Here is a 15,895-nt window from a genome sequence, read left to right as displayed (position 1 = left end):
AAATCATTCTAAAATTGCTAATAAAATAAAAATCTATTAATCTGCAAAAATAATTTTATATTAAATATTTTATATGAAAGTTACGGTTATAGGCACAGGTTATGTTGGGTTGGTTGCAGGCACATGTTTTGCCAACTTCGGTATTGAAGTCAATTGCATTGATAATGATGTTACTAAAATTAATGCCCTCAAAGAAGGTGTAATCCCGATTTACGAACCGGGTTTAGAAGAACTGGTAATCAAAAATAATAAAAACGGTCACTTACATTTTTCAACTGATAAATCATTACTTGATAAAGCAGATATTTTAGTAATAGCAGTCGGGACTCCTGCCGCTAAAGACGGCAACGCTAATATGACTTACTTGGATTCGGTGTTGGAAGATATAGCAAAATACGTAAGCCATAATAAGTATATCATTATAAAATCAACCGTTCCGGTGGGTACCGCAAATAGGGTTAAAAAAACGTTGGAAGAAAAGAGGCGGGATTTAAAATTCAGTATTATTTCCAACCCTGAATTCCTTCGTGAAGGCTCGGCGGTAAATGATTTCTTTTATCCTGATAGGATAGTAATCGGCACTATGGACGAGGAATCAAAAGAAATCGCCAGAAAACTTTATGCTCCTGTCATAACAAATGATACACATATTGAGTTTACAGATAACAGCACCGCTGAAATTATTAAATATGCCGCGAATGCATTCCTTGCTATGAAGGTAGCATTTATTAATGAAATTTCCGATATAGCTGAGCAGTTCGGCGGAAATATTGAAGATATTGCGAACGGAATAGGATCAGATAAAAGAATCGGTAAGCACTTCTTAAAACCGGGTCCGGGATATGGCGGCTCATGCTTCCCGAAAGATACTCTTGCCCTTGCGAAAACGGCAAATGATGCTTCTATCCCAAGTTTAATTATTAATGCGGTCATCGATTCAAATGATAGACGTAAGCGAAAAATGGCAAGTAAAGTGATATCCGCCTTAAATGGTGATATCAACGGCAAGACTATTGCAATCTTGGGTCTGACTTTTAAAGCTGAAACTGATGATATGCGCGATAGCGCAAGTATAGATATTATAAATGTGCTTAAAAATAAGGGGGCTATAATTAAGGCATATGACCCTAAAGGTATGGAAGAAGCTAAGAAGATATTCGGCGATCGTATCGAATATTGTAATGATTTATTTACCGCAGCAAACAATGCGGAAGCACTTTGTATAATTACCGAATGGGCTGAGTTTAAAACCCTTGATCTTCACCGATTACAGAAGTGCATGCAACAGCCGATAATAATTGATTTGAGGAATATTTATTCAAGAGAAGAAATGAGTAGCTCAGGGTTCACTTATATATCATTAGGAAGAGCAAAAGTTAATTAAATAGAGATATAAAATGCCTGAATTACCTGAGGTTGAAACTGTAAAAAACTCTCTCTATCCTATAATTGGTAAGAAAATTTTAAGCATTAATACCTCAGGTAAAAAGTTTAGAATTACCCCTCCCGCAAACTTTTGCAACTTACTTTTAAATAAGAGAATTACTGATCTCACCAGAAGATCAAAATATATATTAATTCACCTTGAGGACGAAAATATATTAGTAATTCATTTAGGAATGTCCGGTAAAATTCTTTTAAATACTGAGACTCATAATAATAAACATAATCACCTTGAAATTGACTTAACTGGTGATAATAGATTAATTTTTAATGATGCAAGAAGGTTCGGGCTTTATACAGTAATACCGGGGTCGGAAATCAATACGCATAATCTATTCAAAAACCTTGGGGTCGAACCGCTAACCCCTGCCCTTAATCCGGGCTATTTACATAAAATATTTAAAAACAGAGCAGCTCCGATTAAGCCCTTGCTTATGGATGCCTCGTTAATTGTGGGCGTAGGTAATATTTATGCGGCGGAAAGCTTATTTAGAGCTAAGATTTCCCCTCTCCGTGCAGCTAAATCATTAAACGAGGGAGAAATTGCAACTCTCTGTGAAATGATTAAAATAATTTTATTTGAAGCTATAGAATCCGGCGGTTCAACTTTAAGGGACTATGTTAGGTCAAGCGGTGATATCGGTTACTTTCAACATAAATTTAAGGTTTATGGAAGAGTAGGCCAAGAATGTTACATATGTGAAGAAGTAATTTTAAATAATAAAATGGCCGGCAGGTCAACCTTTTACTGCCCGAAATGCCAGTCTTAATCAGCGATTGCACTTATATCCGCTTTCTTCTCTATCTCGGTTTTTTTTAGTAAAAGCACAAGCGGCAGAGAGGCTGCACAAATATACATTAAGAATGCAAAGTCGTTAATATATGCAATTGACTGCGCTTGTTTGGTAATCTCATTATTAAGACTGGCCAGTCCCTTTATAGTATTGATATCCCACGCGCTTGGGAATAAAGAAGAATGAAGAAGGTGATTAAACGGTGTTATACTTTCTGAGATGACGGCATGCATCATTTGCGTTTTTTCCGCTAAAATATTGGTTGATATCGATATACCGACACTGCTTCCGATATTTCTCATTAAACTATATAATGAAGCAGCTTCCGTTCTTTGGGCGGAATTAATTGTTGAGAAAGCAATAGTACTTAAAGGAACAAATACAAAGCCGAAACCGAAGCCTTGAATTAAGCCGCTTTCAACTAAAGGCGAGATATTAACGTCCAGCGAGAAGTTTATCATTTGCCATAGTGAAAATAAAATTAAAACTAACCCAAAGGTAATAAGCATTCGTGTATCAACCCTAGTAATTAAACGCCCGACTATAATCATTGCTACCATAGTCCCTACCCCTCTCGGCGCAAGCACCAAGCCGGTAGTTAATACGGGATAACCTTTTAAGCTTTGCAGAAAAGGTGTGAGTAGCGATAATGAAGCGTATAAAATTATACCTATTATTGAAACCATGATTACGCTTGCTACAAAATTTCTGTCAAGAAACAGGCCGGGAGTTATAAAAGGTGTTTTTGAGTTAAACAGATGCATGATAAAAAGATAAAATGCAAAAAATGCGATTGCAGTTTCAATAACAATTTCAGTTGAAGAAAACCAACCTTTTATCTCCCCCCTATCCAGCATCAATTGCAGTGCTCCGACAGCTATGCTGACAAGTAAAAACCCGGAAATATTAAATTTTTGGTTAGTCGATTTTGCTTCATCAGCAACTGAAACAATAACTCCAAGCAAGGCTAAAATACCAAAGGGTAAATTTATAAAAAACACCCAACGCCAACTATAATATTCCGTCAAATATCCCCCAAGTGTAGGCCCTAGTATAGGACCGACCATAATGCCGAAACCCCACATAGCCATGGCAACTCCGTGCTTTTCTTTAGGATAGCTATCGAGTAAAATTGCTTGAGAGAGGGGAACCAGTGCCGCACCGAACACTCCTTGCAACATCCTGAATAAAACCATTTCAGTTAAAGATAAAGCAGTTCCGCATAACATGGAAGAAACCGTGAACCCAATTATTGACCATATAAAATATTTCTTCCTACCTAACTTAATACTTAATATACCGGTGGGCAAAGTCATTATTGCCGCGGCAACGATATAAGAAGTTAAAACCCAGGTAATCTGATCCTGAGTCGCGGATAATATACTTTGCATATAAGGCAGGGCAACGTTTGCAATCGTTGTATCCAATGTCTGCATTATAGCTGCAAGCATTACTGAAATTGTTACTAATATCTGATTGGATAAGAGTGTTTGTATCCCTACTCTCATCTCTTATTCCACCGAAGATTTAGTATCAATCTCAATTACTGCACTCATACCCACACGTAAAGGTAAAGTGCTATCAGGCTGCTCAATTGATATACGCACCGGTATTCTTTGCACTATTTTCACCCAATTTCCGGTAGCATTTTGCGGAGGAAGTATACTAAATTCGGCGCCACTTGCCGCACCCACACTTTCAACCACACCTTCTACTTTCAAATTAGGAAAAGTATCGATTATTACTTTAGTTTTTTGTCCTGCTTTAACATTCGTTAAATCGGTTTCTTTCAGGTTCGCTTCAACCCAAATATCATCCAAAAGCACGATGCTAAAGAGAGATGAACCGGTTGCTACATAGTCTCCGACACTTAGTGTGCTAACTTGGCTAACTATGCCGTTATTAGGAGCTCTTAATACTGTGCGCTTTAAATTTAGTTCCGCCTGATCAACGCTTGCTTTAGCTTCAATGTATTTGGGGTGCTTTTCAACTGAAATTAGAGGGTCACCTGATAAATTAATTATTAATTGTCTCTTCTCCTGCTCAAGTATGGCAATCTGCTGCTTGGTTCCATTGAGTTTATTGGCGGCCGCATCTACTTGAGCTTCAGTTCCGGCACGCTTCTTTGCAAGTTCGGATGCTCTATAAAACTCACGCCGCGCGTAATCTTTATTCATTGATGCAAGCTTTAAGCTTTCACTATTTTCAAGATACTGTGCCTTTAATACTTCTATACCGTTTATGGTACTATCAAGGTTAGCTTTAGCCTGATTTAAAGCAATATGGTACGGCTCATCATCAATGGTTATTAAAACTCTCCCTTTTTCAACTCTTTCATTTTCTTTAACCGCTATGTTTACTACTTTCCCGTTTACTTCAGAGCTGATATATATTTTTCCTGCTTTTATATAAGCGTTATCAGTCCCAACGTATCCGGCCTCTTTTAGGTAATAAATACCTACTAGAATTACTAAAATAATTGGGATTGTATAGCTGATAATTAATTTTTTATTCTTACTAAATTCTTTCACTACAGGTATGCAACTATTAATTCCTATTTAATAAATAGTATACTTAAGCATTTATTAACAAAAAGTTAACAGTGTATAAAATAATTTTTTAAGATGTAGACGAAGTTTCTTCCTTAGGCAAAATAAGTAAAGCTAAAACATATGCCGTGATATATACAAAGACCCCTGAAAATATAACATCACTTAAAAAATGTGCACCTTGAATAATTCGCCCGAAACCGAATATAAGACCTAAGCTAATTGCTAAAATATTATAAATCATGCGTTTTCTACCCTTATTAATAAAGGCAAAAGCAAAAAAGACAAACCCTATTGATGCATGACCAGAAACGAACGAGCAATTAGTGTTACATTGATTAGCAATGACAAATGCAGGAGTAAACTTTGCTGCTCCGCCGAAATCCTCAACTTGGACCGGCCTTGCCCTGCCGAAGTTTTCTTTAAACACCATATTTACTATTATACCGGGACCTGTAATACATACTAACATTACATAAATAATTTTTATATAATGTTTTGGGTTTACTGATTTTACTTTTAAAAGTTTTCTAGTCCCCAAAATTACTGCTCCCGTAATAAAGATACATACAATTAACGGCACAACTTTATGGGTAAATTTTGCAAACAAACTTTCTTTTAAATAGAATCCACGTAAATGATCATAAAAATAACCTGAAACTGCCAAGTCTATATTTCCATTTCTATAAAACACTATAGCTATAATAGTAAATATTGTTAAAAATATAATTTTATTTAACATCATTAGTACCCTTTAAATTTTTTTAAATAAAAGATTTGGTATTTAGGGTGAGAAGGAGCAGTAGAGTTATCAAGTACCTCGATAAACTTTACCTTTTCTGCGTAATTCCTTAAATATTTTTCATCACTCAGCCTTCTTTCTTCATCAGAATATTGAAACACGACTAACATATCTTGACCGATAAATTTATTTGCATCAGTAGTTAATGCATAATAATCCGAGATGCGTTTGGTAGGATTCCACTTCACAATTTCTACTTTGCTTTGCTTAGTATAATAATTTATCAATGATAAATCCTTTCTCGTATCTACTGCAATTATAGCAGTATCATAATCTCCTTTAATTCTTAATATATTTCTCCCCAGCTCTTCTCCGCCCCTTAAGCGCTTATAAACATCATATTTAGGCGCTATTTTCATACCAAATTTTTGGCATAAAGGCTGATAAAACATTATACCCAAACCGACAACAAGGTGTAGCCCTATGCTGAATTTTATTAAATTTAATTTATTTAAATCTTTAGCCGTTAATACTACTAAAACGGAAGAGGTTATATAAATCGGAGCCGCCCAATTTGCATGCGCCCTGGAAATGAAGGCGATAATTAACATAAAGGATAGAATCGGGATAGAGAAGAAGCACAGTATCTTATAGTTATCATTGAGTTTACCTCTCCACCAAAGATAGGCGGAAACATTAAGAAAACCGAAAGTAATTATGCCGAATACACCGAACTGTGCGAAGAAAAATTCAGCTAACTTTTTAAAATTGAATTTACTACTCGGATCCCCTTGCACTAAATCAGCAGTATGCATAAAACTTACAAACATGTTGTTAATGTTCCAGAGTAAATTCGGGCTAAAAATTAGAAGAGCCGATATTAAAGCCGCTATAAAATTTTTGGAGTAAACAAATCTAAAAGATTTGCTTATATAAAACATATATAAAAATGCAGACAGCAAAAAGAAAAGCATATTATATTTTGCCAGCATTCCTAAGCCTGATGCCACCCCGCATAATACCCAATAGATAAATTTATTACTATTTAATGCGTTAAGGAAAAAGTAAAACGAAAGTGCCCATAATATCATCAAAACGGGATCAGTTGACATTATAAATGAAGAGACGAATATAGCAGGTGTTGTGATGTATACACAACCCGACAGAAAGGCTACTTTATTGCCAAAATTTTTCCCGATCAGATAAACTATGAACCCGGTAATAAAATGAAGAAAGGGAGAAAAAACCCTAATTGCAAATTCGCAATTACCAAACAACTTAGTAGAAAAAGCAATTAACCATGCAACAAGGGGAGGCTTAGAATAATAACCGAAATCAGGGTGCTGAGCCCAAACCCAATACTGGGCTTCATCAGCATAAAGTTCAAGGTTATTCACTTTAATTGCAAATAACCTAAAAACTAATAAAACCGTTGAGAGAATTATAAAAGCAAGTTGAGAATTATTTTTTAAACCTTTCCTCAACAACTTTTAATACTCATTAAGCAGCTTGTGACATTGATTTAACTCTTTTAGTAAGCTTACTTACTTTTCTAGCTGCGGTATTAAGCTTTAAAACACCTTTTGTAACGCTTTTCATGATTTCCGATTCAGCACTTCTTAAAGCCAGCTCAGCTTCTTTAGAATCATTTGAAGTAATAAGATTTTCAACTTTTGTTATAAAAGTTTTGATTCTGCTAAGCACAGATTTATTTCTAGCTCTGTTGTCTAATGATGTTAAATGAGCTTTTTTTGCAGACTTATGATTTGCCATTTAATTAATATCTCAAAAATTTGAATTACTTTAAAGTAGCTTTTTACATAAAACGATGATTAAAGTCAAGCACAACCTTACCAAGCTAAATCTTTATACAAAATTTATTTATTAAAAAAACTTTAATCATAGTTACTTATTGACAAATGCTTATAAATTTCTAACCTTCAGCGTTTAAAGGTTTATTAACTTTAGTAGTATGCTGCAATCAAATAGTGAATTTCATCAAGAACATCATTCTAAGTCTTCGGTCTATCTTCAGGATTTTGTATTAGGTATGGCAGATGGTCTTACCGTCCCTTTTGCACTTGTTGCAGGCTTAAGCGGTGCCATAGATTGTTCGAATATCATTGTGATTGCAGGGGTTTCCGAGATTGCTGCGGGAACAATAGCAATGGGGATGGGAGGATATTTGGCGGCGAAAACTCAAAGGGAACATTATGAGACTGAGCTTGCCAGAGAGACTAAAGAAATTGAAGAAGTTCCGGAAATAGAGGCGAAGGAAGTGGAAGCAATTATAGAAGATTTCGGGATTACTGAGATTGAAAGTAAAAAACTTATTGTGGACTCTTTAAGAAAGGATCCGAAAAAATGGCGCGATTTTATGATGCGTTTCGAATTAAATTTGGAGAAACCTGATAAAAACAGAGAGGTAATAAGCCCGTTTATAATAGGTTCCGCTTATGCAATAGGAGGATTCGTTCCATTATCACCTTATATGTTTACAAGTAGTATTGAAAAGGCATTAAGTATTTCGGTAGTTGCAACAACTATAGCACTATTAGGATTCGGAGCTTTTAAAGGTGCGTGTACCGGAGTATCCGTACTTAAATCAGCACTACATACTTGTTTCATTGGCGGCATTGCAGCAACTGCAGCTTATTCAATTGCAAAGCTGGTTGCTTAAACTTTCCCTAGTTTGACTGAAATAAATTCTTATCAAGCTTCCTATTGACAACATGTCCTAACATGGTGCAAAATTGCTCAAACTCATTTGAGCAAAAAATACTTTAATTACATAAAATACATATTTTTTAAATAAAATAAAAAAACGGCAACGGATTTTATAAGATATAATGGAAAATAATCAAAATATAGATGATGCATATAGTGCAACTACTGATAATATATTACAAGATGAAATATTAGAAATATACTTTCATACCCCAGAATACGATAATATTTTAAATTGTCATAAAACCGTTACCTCCTCTGACATTAATCAGTATTTAGATATTTTTGCCAATAATACTCCCTCATTAACCGAACAACTAAATTCACATCTTAGTGAAGAGTATATAAGAAGCTTTTTACCAAGTTATGAATCTTTAAATACTTTAGGATCAATAACTCTTTTCATTATTAGCGTTTATTCTAATCCACATCTGACTTCCAGTTTAATATTTATAAAGATGTTAGAAGATTTATTAGAAATTAATAGCCAAGACATAATAAATTATTTTGGATTTAAAGCTAATAACATAATCGCGTTTAAACGCTTTATTACAAATACACGCTTATCAGCCGGAGCGGCAATCTTAGGTATAAATATATCTCCTATAACCGGCAAAAAACTCGGAGCTGGGATTTCTGCTGCAGCAATTGATTCGGTTGATAATATTCTTGAACTTCTTAAACTTTATATTTTTCCCGATGCTTTCATTCCACATGAGCAAATGGATATATTTTCAAGTGGGCTGTACTTCCAATTAAAAAAATCTACTGAGGAATTTTCTAAACCGGTTTGTGAGGCAATTTTAAGAAATGATGAAAAATGGCTAATGCCGAAGAATAATATATTTTTAGATACCATGATTAAAGAGTATGCTGTGGTTGGAACCTCAAAAATTATAGGAACTGAAATAGCTGACTTTTTTGATCTTATTGATACTAAAAAGGAAACTGATATTCATTCACTTATTTCTTTGGAAGTTTTAACTAAATCCTGGCTTAATATATATAATAAAGACGGCTACCCTTATTTTAGTGCAATTCCACTCGTCATGAAACAAATGCAAAAATTTTTATTCAGAGATTTGCAATAAACCTCCAGGGCTTATCTTTTGCTTTAGAGATCCCTATTCTCGGAGTAGATTGTATTTCATATTTTAAGTCGGAACCTAAGAAATAAATTCGGTCGTTTTCTACTATATCTAAAGTATTATAAGTTTTATCAATTGATAAATTTTTACAAAGTTTACCCGGGCCGTTTAGGAGCTTCTGCTCAGGCTTACTTATATCCAAAGCTCCACGAATTAAAACCGCCGCTGCCGATCCTTCCTCTTCGGTAACTACATTCATGCAATAATACATGCCGTATATAAAATATATATATAAGCACCCCGCTCTACCGAACATCACCTCCGTTCGCTTAGTTTTGCCCCTTGCCGCATGACATGCCTCATCATCTCGGCCAATGTATGCCTCCGTTTCGGTAATAATTAGCTTTTTATCATTAAATATAAAATATTTTCCTATTAGTTCTTCAGCAACCAGTAAAGTTGGGCGCTCAAAAAATTTGAGATCAAGCTTCTGCATATGAAAAATTCGAATATATTATCACCTGTTATTTTTTACATTATTTAATTATAAATTTAAACCTAATTGATTTGAACCCAATTGGTTATAATTTCGAACGTTCTCTCTTGCAACCCAAGAAGTATTTTTTTCTTTCGAAGTCAAAACCTCCGGCTCATTATCTTTTGCGGTAGCTTGCTTTATAAGCTCTTCGCCAAGCTTAACTGATTCATCCAGATATGCCGGGTCAGGATTATGTTTTGTAGAAACTAATACTGTTTTGATATTGTTATGCTTAGCTATTTCAATATTATTTATGCTATCATCAATTAACATAACAAGTTGATATTCATTAACCTTGAAATGATCCATTGCTTTTCTGATATGCCCGTTTTTACCAAACTTGGACATATAATCTTGTGTTTTCGGCAACCAAGCTTCAACATGAATTTTACTAAGCTGTTCTTTCGATAATCCCAAAAACTTCAGAACAGGAATTATCAAAGATTTATATTCAGTAAAAGAAGTTATTGCAATATTATGCCCCTGCTCAAAGAAGAGATTAAAAGTTTCCAGTAATTTTTCTCTATTTTTAAACACTCCATCAGGCTCTTGATTTATTAGTTCTCCTAGGTAATCCGCTTCAATATGTTCACTAAAATTACTTAGTTGCTTACATTTAATTTGATTATGAGAATGCTCGTTTAATATTGTTTGATCAAAATCAAAGCATACTAAAGTCGATTTCCTTTTTGCCGGTTGCTCATATAATACTCTAGCTTCTCTCATTACCTACTCCCCTTTTTTGTAGCTAATAAATTAATACTAATTAATAAATATATTTAGTATTAATTTAAAATACCAGATTTATTCTTAATTTCATCGGCAGCAGCTTTACCAATCTCTAAGGCCTGCTTTTTGCTACCCGTTTGCGAGGAAGAATATAATATTGTGCCGTCACTTTCAGCGAGCTGCGCTACTAGGCTTAGTTGCTCACCCGCTAAAGTAGCATAAGCAGAGATAGGCGTAGTACAATCCCCGGAGAGGTGGTATAAGAATGATCTTTCAGCCGTAATACAAGTCATGGTCTCCGTATGGTTCACTTTTGCGATTACTTCAGCCATTTTTTCATCAGCTACTCTTCTTTCAATTCCGATTGCGCCTTGCGCAATTGCAGGTAACATTTCCTTACAATCAAAAATATATTTTGCAACCTTTTCCAGTCCTAACCTCTTTAAACCTGCATAAGCAAGAATGGTTGCATCAACCTCACCTTTTGCCAACTTATCAAGCCTGGTGATTACGTTTCCTCTAAAGTTTTTAACTATCAGATCAGGCCTTTTACTCAAAATTGCCGCTTTTCTTCTGGAAGAAGAGGTGCCGACCACGGCTCCAAACGGAAGCTGCTCCAAGGAATTATATTTATCGGAAATAAAAGCATCTCTCACATCTTCTCTTTCTAGCACGCTATCAATAATTAATGATTCGGGTAAAACCGCAGGTACATCCTTCATGGAATGAACGGCAAGATCAATTTTTGAAGCGATCAAACTCTCCTCAATTTCTTTTAGAAATAGTCCCTTACCACCAATCAGTGCTAAATTTTTATTGTACAACATGTCCCCTGTAGTCTTAATCCTTATGATTTCAAACTCTGCTTCAGGATAATGTTTTTTAATTTCATTTATAACTATATTTGTTTGGGCAAGAGCAAGCTGACTCTCTCTTGTGCCCACCCTAATCTTCATGTGCTTCCTAAATTTGCTCAATTTGAACTATTATTTCGGGATATTTGCCGGCTTCTGCCTTCACTATCCTTTTTGCCGTAGAAACTATGTATTTTTCAATTTCAATTCTATGACGGAATTTACCTTTACTCACATGATTGAAAATTTCTTCTTTAATCGCATCAATAACCTCACTGTCATCCTTTTCGTCAAGCACTCCCGGAGCTACCACGAGGGGTAAACTGAAAGGCTTTCTTTTACTGTTGATTAAGAGGGTAATAATTACTAAGCCTTCATCGCGCATTTTTCTTCTGGCTTTTATCAGTTTAGAATCCGGCAGCAAAATATAGTTACCGTCGATCGCTAAACTACCGCTGGTTACGGTTCCTATTTTATTAGCCCCGTTTTCTTCAATACTGATCACATCTCCGTTTTCAACTTCCACAGCTTGTTTAGCGCCGTGCTCAAGTGCAAATTTCGTATGTTCATGTAAATGAACGGCTTCACCGTGCATAGGTATGGCAATTTGTGGTCTAAGCAATTCATACATCCTTGCAACATCATCTCTTGCAGGGTGCCCTGATACATGGACAAAATGGTCTTTTTCAGTTAAGACTTCCATTCTTAGTTTGCAGAATTGATTAAATAATTTAAAGATTTTCTTTTCATTGCCCGGGATAATTTTTGAAGCAAAAATTATTGCATCACCTTTTTGTGCTTTTATGCTCGGGTGTATATGGTTTGCAATCTTATTGGTGGCCGCCAGCGGCTCACCTTGGCAACCCGTACAGATAACAAGCATTTCCTCACGCTTTAAGTGTTTAGCTTCTCTATCGGTTAAGAAAGGATGCAAATCTTCTAAATATCCGGATTGTTTAGCAGCCTCATATACTCTCCAGAGCGATCTACCGATTAAAACAACTCTTCTGTTCGCAGACTCGGCAGCTTTTGCAATTGAGTGAATTCTCGCAATGTTAGATGCAAAAGTCGTAACAATAACCAAGTTATTTTTAAATCCGCAAATGATATCTTGAAGGCTCTTTTGAAGCTCCCCTTCTGAAATTGAGCTGCCTTGGTTAAATATATTGGTTGAATCGCATACAAGGGCAAGAATACCTTCATCACCGAATTTCTTTAATGCTTCTTCATTAGTTGCATTACCGATAATAGGGTCAATATCAAGTTTCCAATCTCCGGTATGAAATATATTACCCTTATCAGTCCTAAGCATAAGCCCGTGCATTTCAGGAATGGAGTGAGTAATATTAAAAAATTCTATATCAAAAGGACCAACAGAAAATTTACTATTTTCAGGCACTTCCGTGATATCTACTTCGTTTTCTAATCCTACATCCGCTAATTTTGCTTTAAGCACAGCAGAAGTAAATTTAGTGGTATAAACCGGGCATTCTAGTTCCGGCCATAAATATTGCACGGCACCTATATGATCTTCATGTGCATGAGTAAGCACAAGCCCGGCAATATCATGTTTATTTTTAATTAAGAAATTAATGTTAGGTACGATAATCTCCACACCCGGCAAAGACTCATCGGCGAATCCGATGCCTAAGTCGACCACGAGCCATTTACCTTTATGGTAGTAAACGTAACAGTTCATGCCGATTTCTCCTGCTCCGCCAAGTGCGGCAAAAAGCAGGTCTTCATTATTATATTTTATATTCATTAGACCAATTAATCTTGTTTAAAAAGAACATGTTTTAATTCCTCAAAGTTTTCCAGAACTTTTCCGGTACCCATAGCTACGCAATTCAGCGGCTCCTCAGCAGCAAAAACAGGAAGACCGGTCGCTTCTCTGATTACTTTATCAAGCCCTCTAAGTAAAGCTCCTCCTCCGGTTAGCGCTATTCCTCTATCAACTATATCGGATGATAACTCAGGCGGAGCGGATTCCAGTACCAGCTTGACAGCTTCAATAATTTGCTTGACCGGCTCTTCTAAACTATCGGAAATTTGTGCTTCGGAAAGCACGATTTCCTTAGGTATACCGTTTATTAAATCCCTACCCTTAATCTCCATAGTCCTAGGCTCACCCTCAGGCCTGCAAGCTGCACCGATTTCTTTCTTAATTTTCTCTGCGGTAGATTCACCGATTAATAAATTATGATATCTTCTGATATATGAAATGATCGATTCATCCAAAGAGTCTCCTCCGACCCTAACCGACTTGGCATAAACCACTCCGCCTAAAGAAATTACCGCAACCTCCGTGGTGCCGCCTCCGATATCAACTATCATAGAACCGGTCGGCTCGGTAACCGGCAAATTAGCTCCTATTGCAGCTGCCATCGGCTCTTCAATTAAAAATACATCTCTAGCTCCAGCACTTTCTACAGCATCTTGAATAGCTCTGCGTTCAACAGCAGTTGAACCGGACGGCACACATACTATTACCAGAGGACGTGCAAAGAAACTACGTTTGTTATGAACCGCATTTATGAAGTATTTAATCATTTCCTCGGCGCCTTTGAAATCAGCAATTACGCCGTCTTTAAGCGGCCTGAATGCATTAATTTCAGCCGGCGTTTTTCCCAGCATCATCTTAGCTTGACTACCGAATGCATAAGGAATACTACTCCCTCTGTCATTAAGCAATGCAACCACTGATGGCTCATTAAGAACAATACCTTTTTTTGGAACATAAACTAAAGTATTAGCAGTACCGAGATCAATAGCCATATCAGAGGAAAAAAGACCTAAAAGTTTTGAAAGCATGATTAAATTACATTGATGATTTAAATTATGTTGTAAGAGATTTTTAGTATAAAATTACTTATTATGCAATGAGTTTAACAAGGTATTTATTAAGCTTTAAAACCCGTTATTGTTATAACTTCAAATGTTGCTTCAAGATTGTAGTCTTTTTTATATATTTCTTCAGCTTCAGAAAAGTAGTTTTTAGGCAATATAATTTTACTTCTGGCGCTTAGACAATTGCTCTGCCCCATTCCTTTTATATCTCTAAGCAAGTTGAATATAGATGAATATCTACCAATTATATTAAATGAATCCGAGATAGCTTGCGTAAAACCTGCTCTTTGCAATAATGCAGCTCCGTCTTTAATGTCTATAAAAGGTATTATATGCGGCCTGCTTCCACCGTAAAACTTACTATCGGTTTTTATCAGCACATCTTTTAATTCTTTTAGAGTATCTCCGCCGAAGAGAGTAGCGATAAATACCCCTCCTTTTTTTAATATTTTTTTATATTGAATTAATGCTCCGGGCAAATCATTCACAAAGGAAAGAGAGAGGTTAGAAATGATGAGATCATAACTATCTTCAATGCAAGTATTATATTCTTCATCAAATACAATGCATTCACCCTGATTATAGGTTTGAGTGAACTCATAAACAGGAAACCCTCTTTTAATATCAATCTTTTCATCTAGAACCGATCGGTCAAACAAACCATAGATTAAAGCATTATCAAACCTTTTTGAAAACTCCCTAATTCTTTCGGCCACATTTTCGGATACTTCGTTAACCAGAAAATCATGTTTTTTAAAATTTTTTACACATCTTTTTATATTTAGTTTATAAAATTCTCTATCAAATATGCTATAGTCGGATACTTGCATTTTTATGCTCAAAAAATTGAAAAGTATAATTACTTGGATTGTTTTCTCACCAAGATGTTTATTATGTAAAACGGAAACTTTTGAAGATAATAGCTTATGCGCAGTGTGTTGGTCAAAGCTTTCTTTTATTGTTGAAAACATTTGTGATAGATGCGGTATACCTTATTTTGAAAATAGCTCCTGCCCCTGTAATAAGTTTAAAACTTATTACTCAAAAATTAGGGCTGCTTTGGTTTATGATCAGCATTCAGACCATTTAATCTATGATTTTAAATATAATGATAATTTACAGGCTAAATTTACCATCTCCAAATTAATGCTTATAGCCGGGGAAGAACTGATAAGAAATTAAGATATACTTATGCCGGTACCTTTACATAAAATGCGACTTAGGAAGCGAAAATTTAATCAGTCTTTAGTGCTTGCTAAAGAACTTGCCAAAAATACGAAGTTAAAATTAATTCCCGACTTAGTTAAGAGAATTAAAGATACGCCTTCACAAAGCGGTCTTAATCAAAAGTTAAGGCGAGCAAATATGAAAAGCGCTTTTGTAATCAATGAGAATTATAGAGAGGCTATAAGAGATAAGGTAATAATAGTCATTGATGATGTAATTACCACAGGCAGTACAATAAATGAGTGCGCCAAAGTGCTGAAACAAAACGGTGCACGTGAAGTTCATGCACTTAGTTTTGCAAGGACTGTTAAACCTTCAGATCTCTAAAATTATGCGGTTATATACAGCTGAAAA

General features: G+C 35.5%; 17 protein-coding genes. 6 read left to right on the top strand and 11 right to left on the bottom strand.

The features are described from left to right. Positions 1–73 precede the first annotated feature (73 nt). Positions 74–1,384 carry a UDP-glucose dehydrogenase family protein gene (locus NF27_RS04790; protein WP_039456425.1) on the top strand — a complete coding sequence of 437 codons (1,311 nt, stop codon included), beginning with the start codon at positions 74–76 and terminating at the stop codon, positions 1,382–1,384. A gap of 13 nt (positions 1,385–1,397) precedes the next feature. After that, positions 1,398–2,213 (top strand): bifunctional DNA-formamidopyrimidine glycosylase/DNA-(apurinic or apyrimidinic site) lyase, encoded by an 816-nt coding sequence (mutM, locus tag NF27_RS04785; RefSeq protein ID WP_039456423.1) that lies wholly within the window; start codon positions 1,398–1,400, stop codon positions 2,211–2,213. Here the strand turns inward: mutM and NF27_RS04780 are convergent. The 5 genes from NF27_RS04780 to rpsT all read right to left on the bottom strand — a co-directional run bounded on the left by NF27_RS04780 (position 2,210) and on the right by rpsT (position 7,301). Further along, positions 2,210–3,745 (bottom strand): DHA2 family efflux MFS transporter permease subunit, encoded by a 1,536-nt coding sequence (locus tag NF27_RS04780; protein ID WP_053332587.1) that lies wholly within the window; start codon positions 3,743–3,745, stop codon positions 2,210–2,212. The genes mutM and NF27_RS04780 overlap by 4 nt on opposite strands. A 3-nt stretch (positions 3,746–3,748) precedes the next feature. Continuing rightward, complete coding sequence (locus NF27_RS04775) at positions 3,749–4,768, bottom strand: HlyD family secretion protein (protein ID WP_053332586.1); 1,020 nt, start codon at positions 4,766–4,768, stop codon at positions 3,749–3,751. 88 nt (positions 4,769–4,856) lie between these two features. Continuing rightward, the gene (locus NF27_RS04770; RefSeq protein ID WP_053332585.1) at positions 4,857–5,528 is read right to left on the bottom strand and encodes a phosphatase PAP2 family protein; all 672 of its coding nucleotides are present in this window, start codon (positions 5,526–5,528) and stop codon (positions 4,857–4,859) included. 2 nt (positions 5,529–5,530) lie between these two features. Then, positions 5,531–6,925 (bottom strand): ArnT family glycosyltransferase, encoded by a 1,395-nt coding sequence (locus NF27_RS04765; protein ID WP_161791804.1) that lies wholly within the window; start codon positions 6,923–6,925, stop codon positions 5,531–5,533. Positions 6,926–7,028: 103 nt separating this feature from the next. Beyond that, the gene (gene rpsT / locus NF27_RS04760; protein ID WP_039456416.1) at positions 7,029–7,301 is read right to left on the bottom strand and encodes a 30S ribosomal protein S20; all 273 of its coding nucleotides are present in this window, start codon (positions 7,299–7,301) and stop codon (positions 7,029–7,031) included. 199 nt (positions 7,302–7,500) lie between these two features. Between rpsT and NF27_RS04755 the strand changes: the two genes are divergently transcribed. Then, positions 7,501–8,208, top strand: a complete 708-nt coding sequence (locus NF27_RS04755) for a VIT1/CCC1 transporter family protein (protein ID WP_039456414.1) — start codon at positions 7,501–7,503, stop codon at positions 8,206–8,208. 169 nt (positions 8,209–8,377) lie between these two features. Then, the gene (locus NF27_RS04750) at positions 8,378–9,346 is read left to right on the top strand and encodes a hypothetical protein (protein WP_039456413.1); all 969 of its coding nucleotides are present in this window, start codon (positions 8,378–8,380) and stop codon (positions 9,344–9,346) included. On the opposite strand, the gene NF27_RS04745 is transcribed toward NF27_RS04750, so the two are convergent. The 6 genes from NF27_RS04745 to NF27_RS04720 form a co-directional block, all read right to left on the bottom strand. Further along, positions 9,330–9,839 carry a DNA-3-methyladenine glycosylase gene (locus NF27_RS04745; RefSeq protein ID WP_039456411.1) on the bottom strand — a complete coding sequence of 170 codons (510 nt, stop codon included), beginning with the start codon at positions 9,837–9,839 and terminating at the stop codon, positions 9,330–9,332. The genes NF27_RS04750 and NF27_RS04745 overlap by 17 nt on opposite strands. A gap of 48 nt (positions 9,840–9,887) precedes the next feature. Beyond that, complete coding sequence (locus tag NF27_RS04740; RefSeq protein WP_039456408.1) at positions 9,888–10,607, bottom strand: HAD family hydrolase; 720 nt, start codon at positions 10,605–10,607, stop codon at positions 9,888–9,890. A gap of 59 nt (positions 10,608–10,666) precedes the next feature. Then, complete coding sequence (gene hemC, locus NF27_RS04735; RefSeq protein ID WP_039456405.1) at positions 10,667–11,566, bottom strand: hydroxymethylbilane synthase; 900 nt, start codon at positions 11,564–11,566, stop codon at positions 10,667–10,669. Between the two features lie 7 nt (positions 11,567–11,573). Beyond that, on the bottom strand, positions 11,574–13,238 hold the full coding sequence (locus tag NF27_RS04730) for a ribonuclease J (protein WP_152606845.1): 1,665 nt from the start codon (positions 13,236–13,238) through the stop codon (positions 11,574–11,576). Next, entirely contained in the window at positions 13,238–14,278 is a 1,041-nt protein-coding gene (locus NF27_RS04725; RefSeq protein ID WP_038537555.1) for a rod shape-determining protein, read from the bottom strand. The genes NF27_RS04730 and NF27_RS04725 overlap by 1 nt, the downstream gene beginning before the upstream one ends. A gap of 89 nt (positions 14,279–14,367) precedes the next feature. Continuing rightward, positions 14,368–15,144 carry a methyltransferase domain-containing protein gene (locus NF27_RS04720; RefSeq protein ID WP_039456398.1) on the bottom strand — a complete coding sequence of 259 codons (777 nt, stop codon included), beginning with the start codon at positions 15,142–15,144 and terminating at the stop codon, positions 14,368–14,370. Between the two features lie 16 nt (positions 15,145–15,160). Between NF27_RS04720 and NF27_RS11145 the strand changes: the two genes are divergently transcribed. Next, positions 15,161–15,496 carry a double zinc ribbon domain-containing protein gene (locus NF27_RS11145; RefSeq protein ID WP_152606844.1) on the top strand — a complete coding sequence of 112 codons (336 nt, stop codon included), beginning with the start codon at positions 15,161–15,163 and terminating at the stop codon, positions 15,494–15,496. Positions 15,497–15,505: 9 nt separating this feature from the next. Continuing rightward, on the top strand, positions 15,506–15,868 hold the full coding sequence (locus tag NF27_RS04715) for a ComF family protein (protein WP_053332583.1): 363 nt from the start codon (positions 15,506–15,508) through the stop codon (positions 15,866–15,868). Positions 15,869–15,895: the final 27 nt, after the last annotated feature.

Source organism: Candidatus Jidaibacter acanthamoeba (assembly GCF_000815465.1).
Taxonomy (GTDB): Bacteria; Pseudomonadota; Alphaproteobacteria; order Rickettsiales; family Midichloriaceae; genus Jidaibacter; species Jidaibacter acanthamoebae.
The sequence above is the reverse complement of the archived record's forward strand: the minus strand, read 5'-3'. Positions and strand labels throughout refer to the sequence as shown.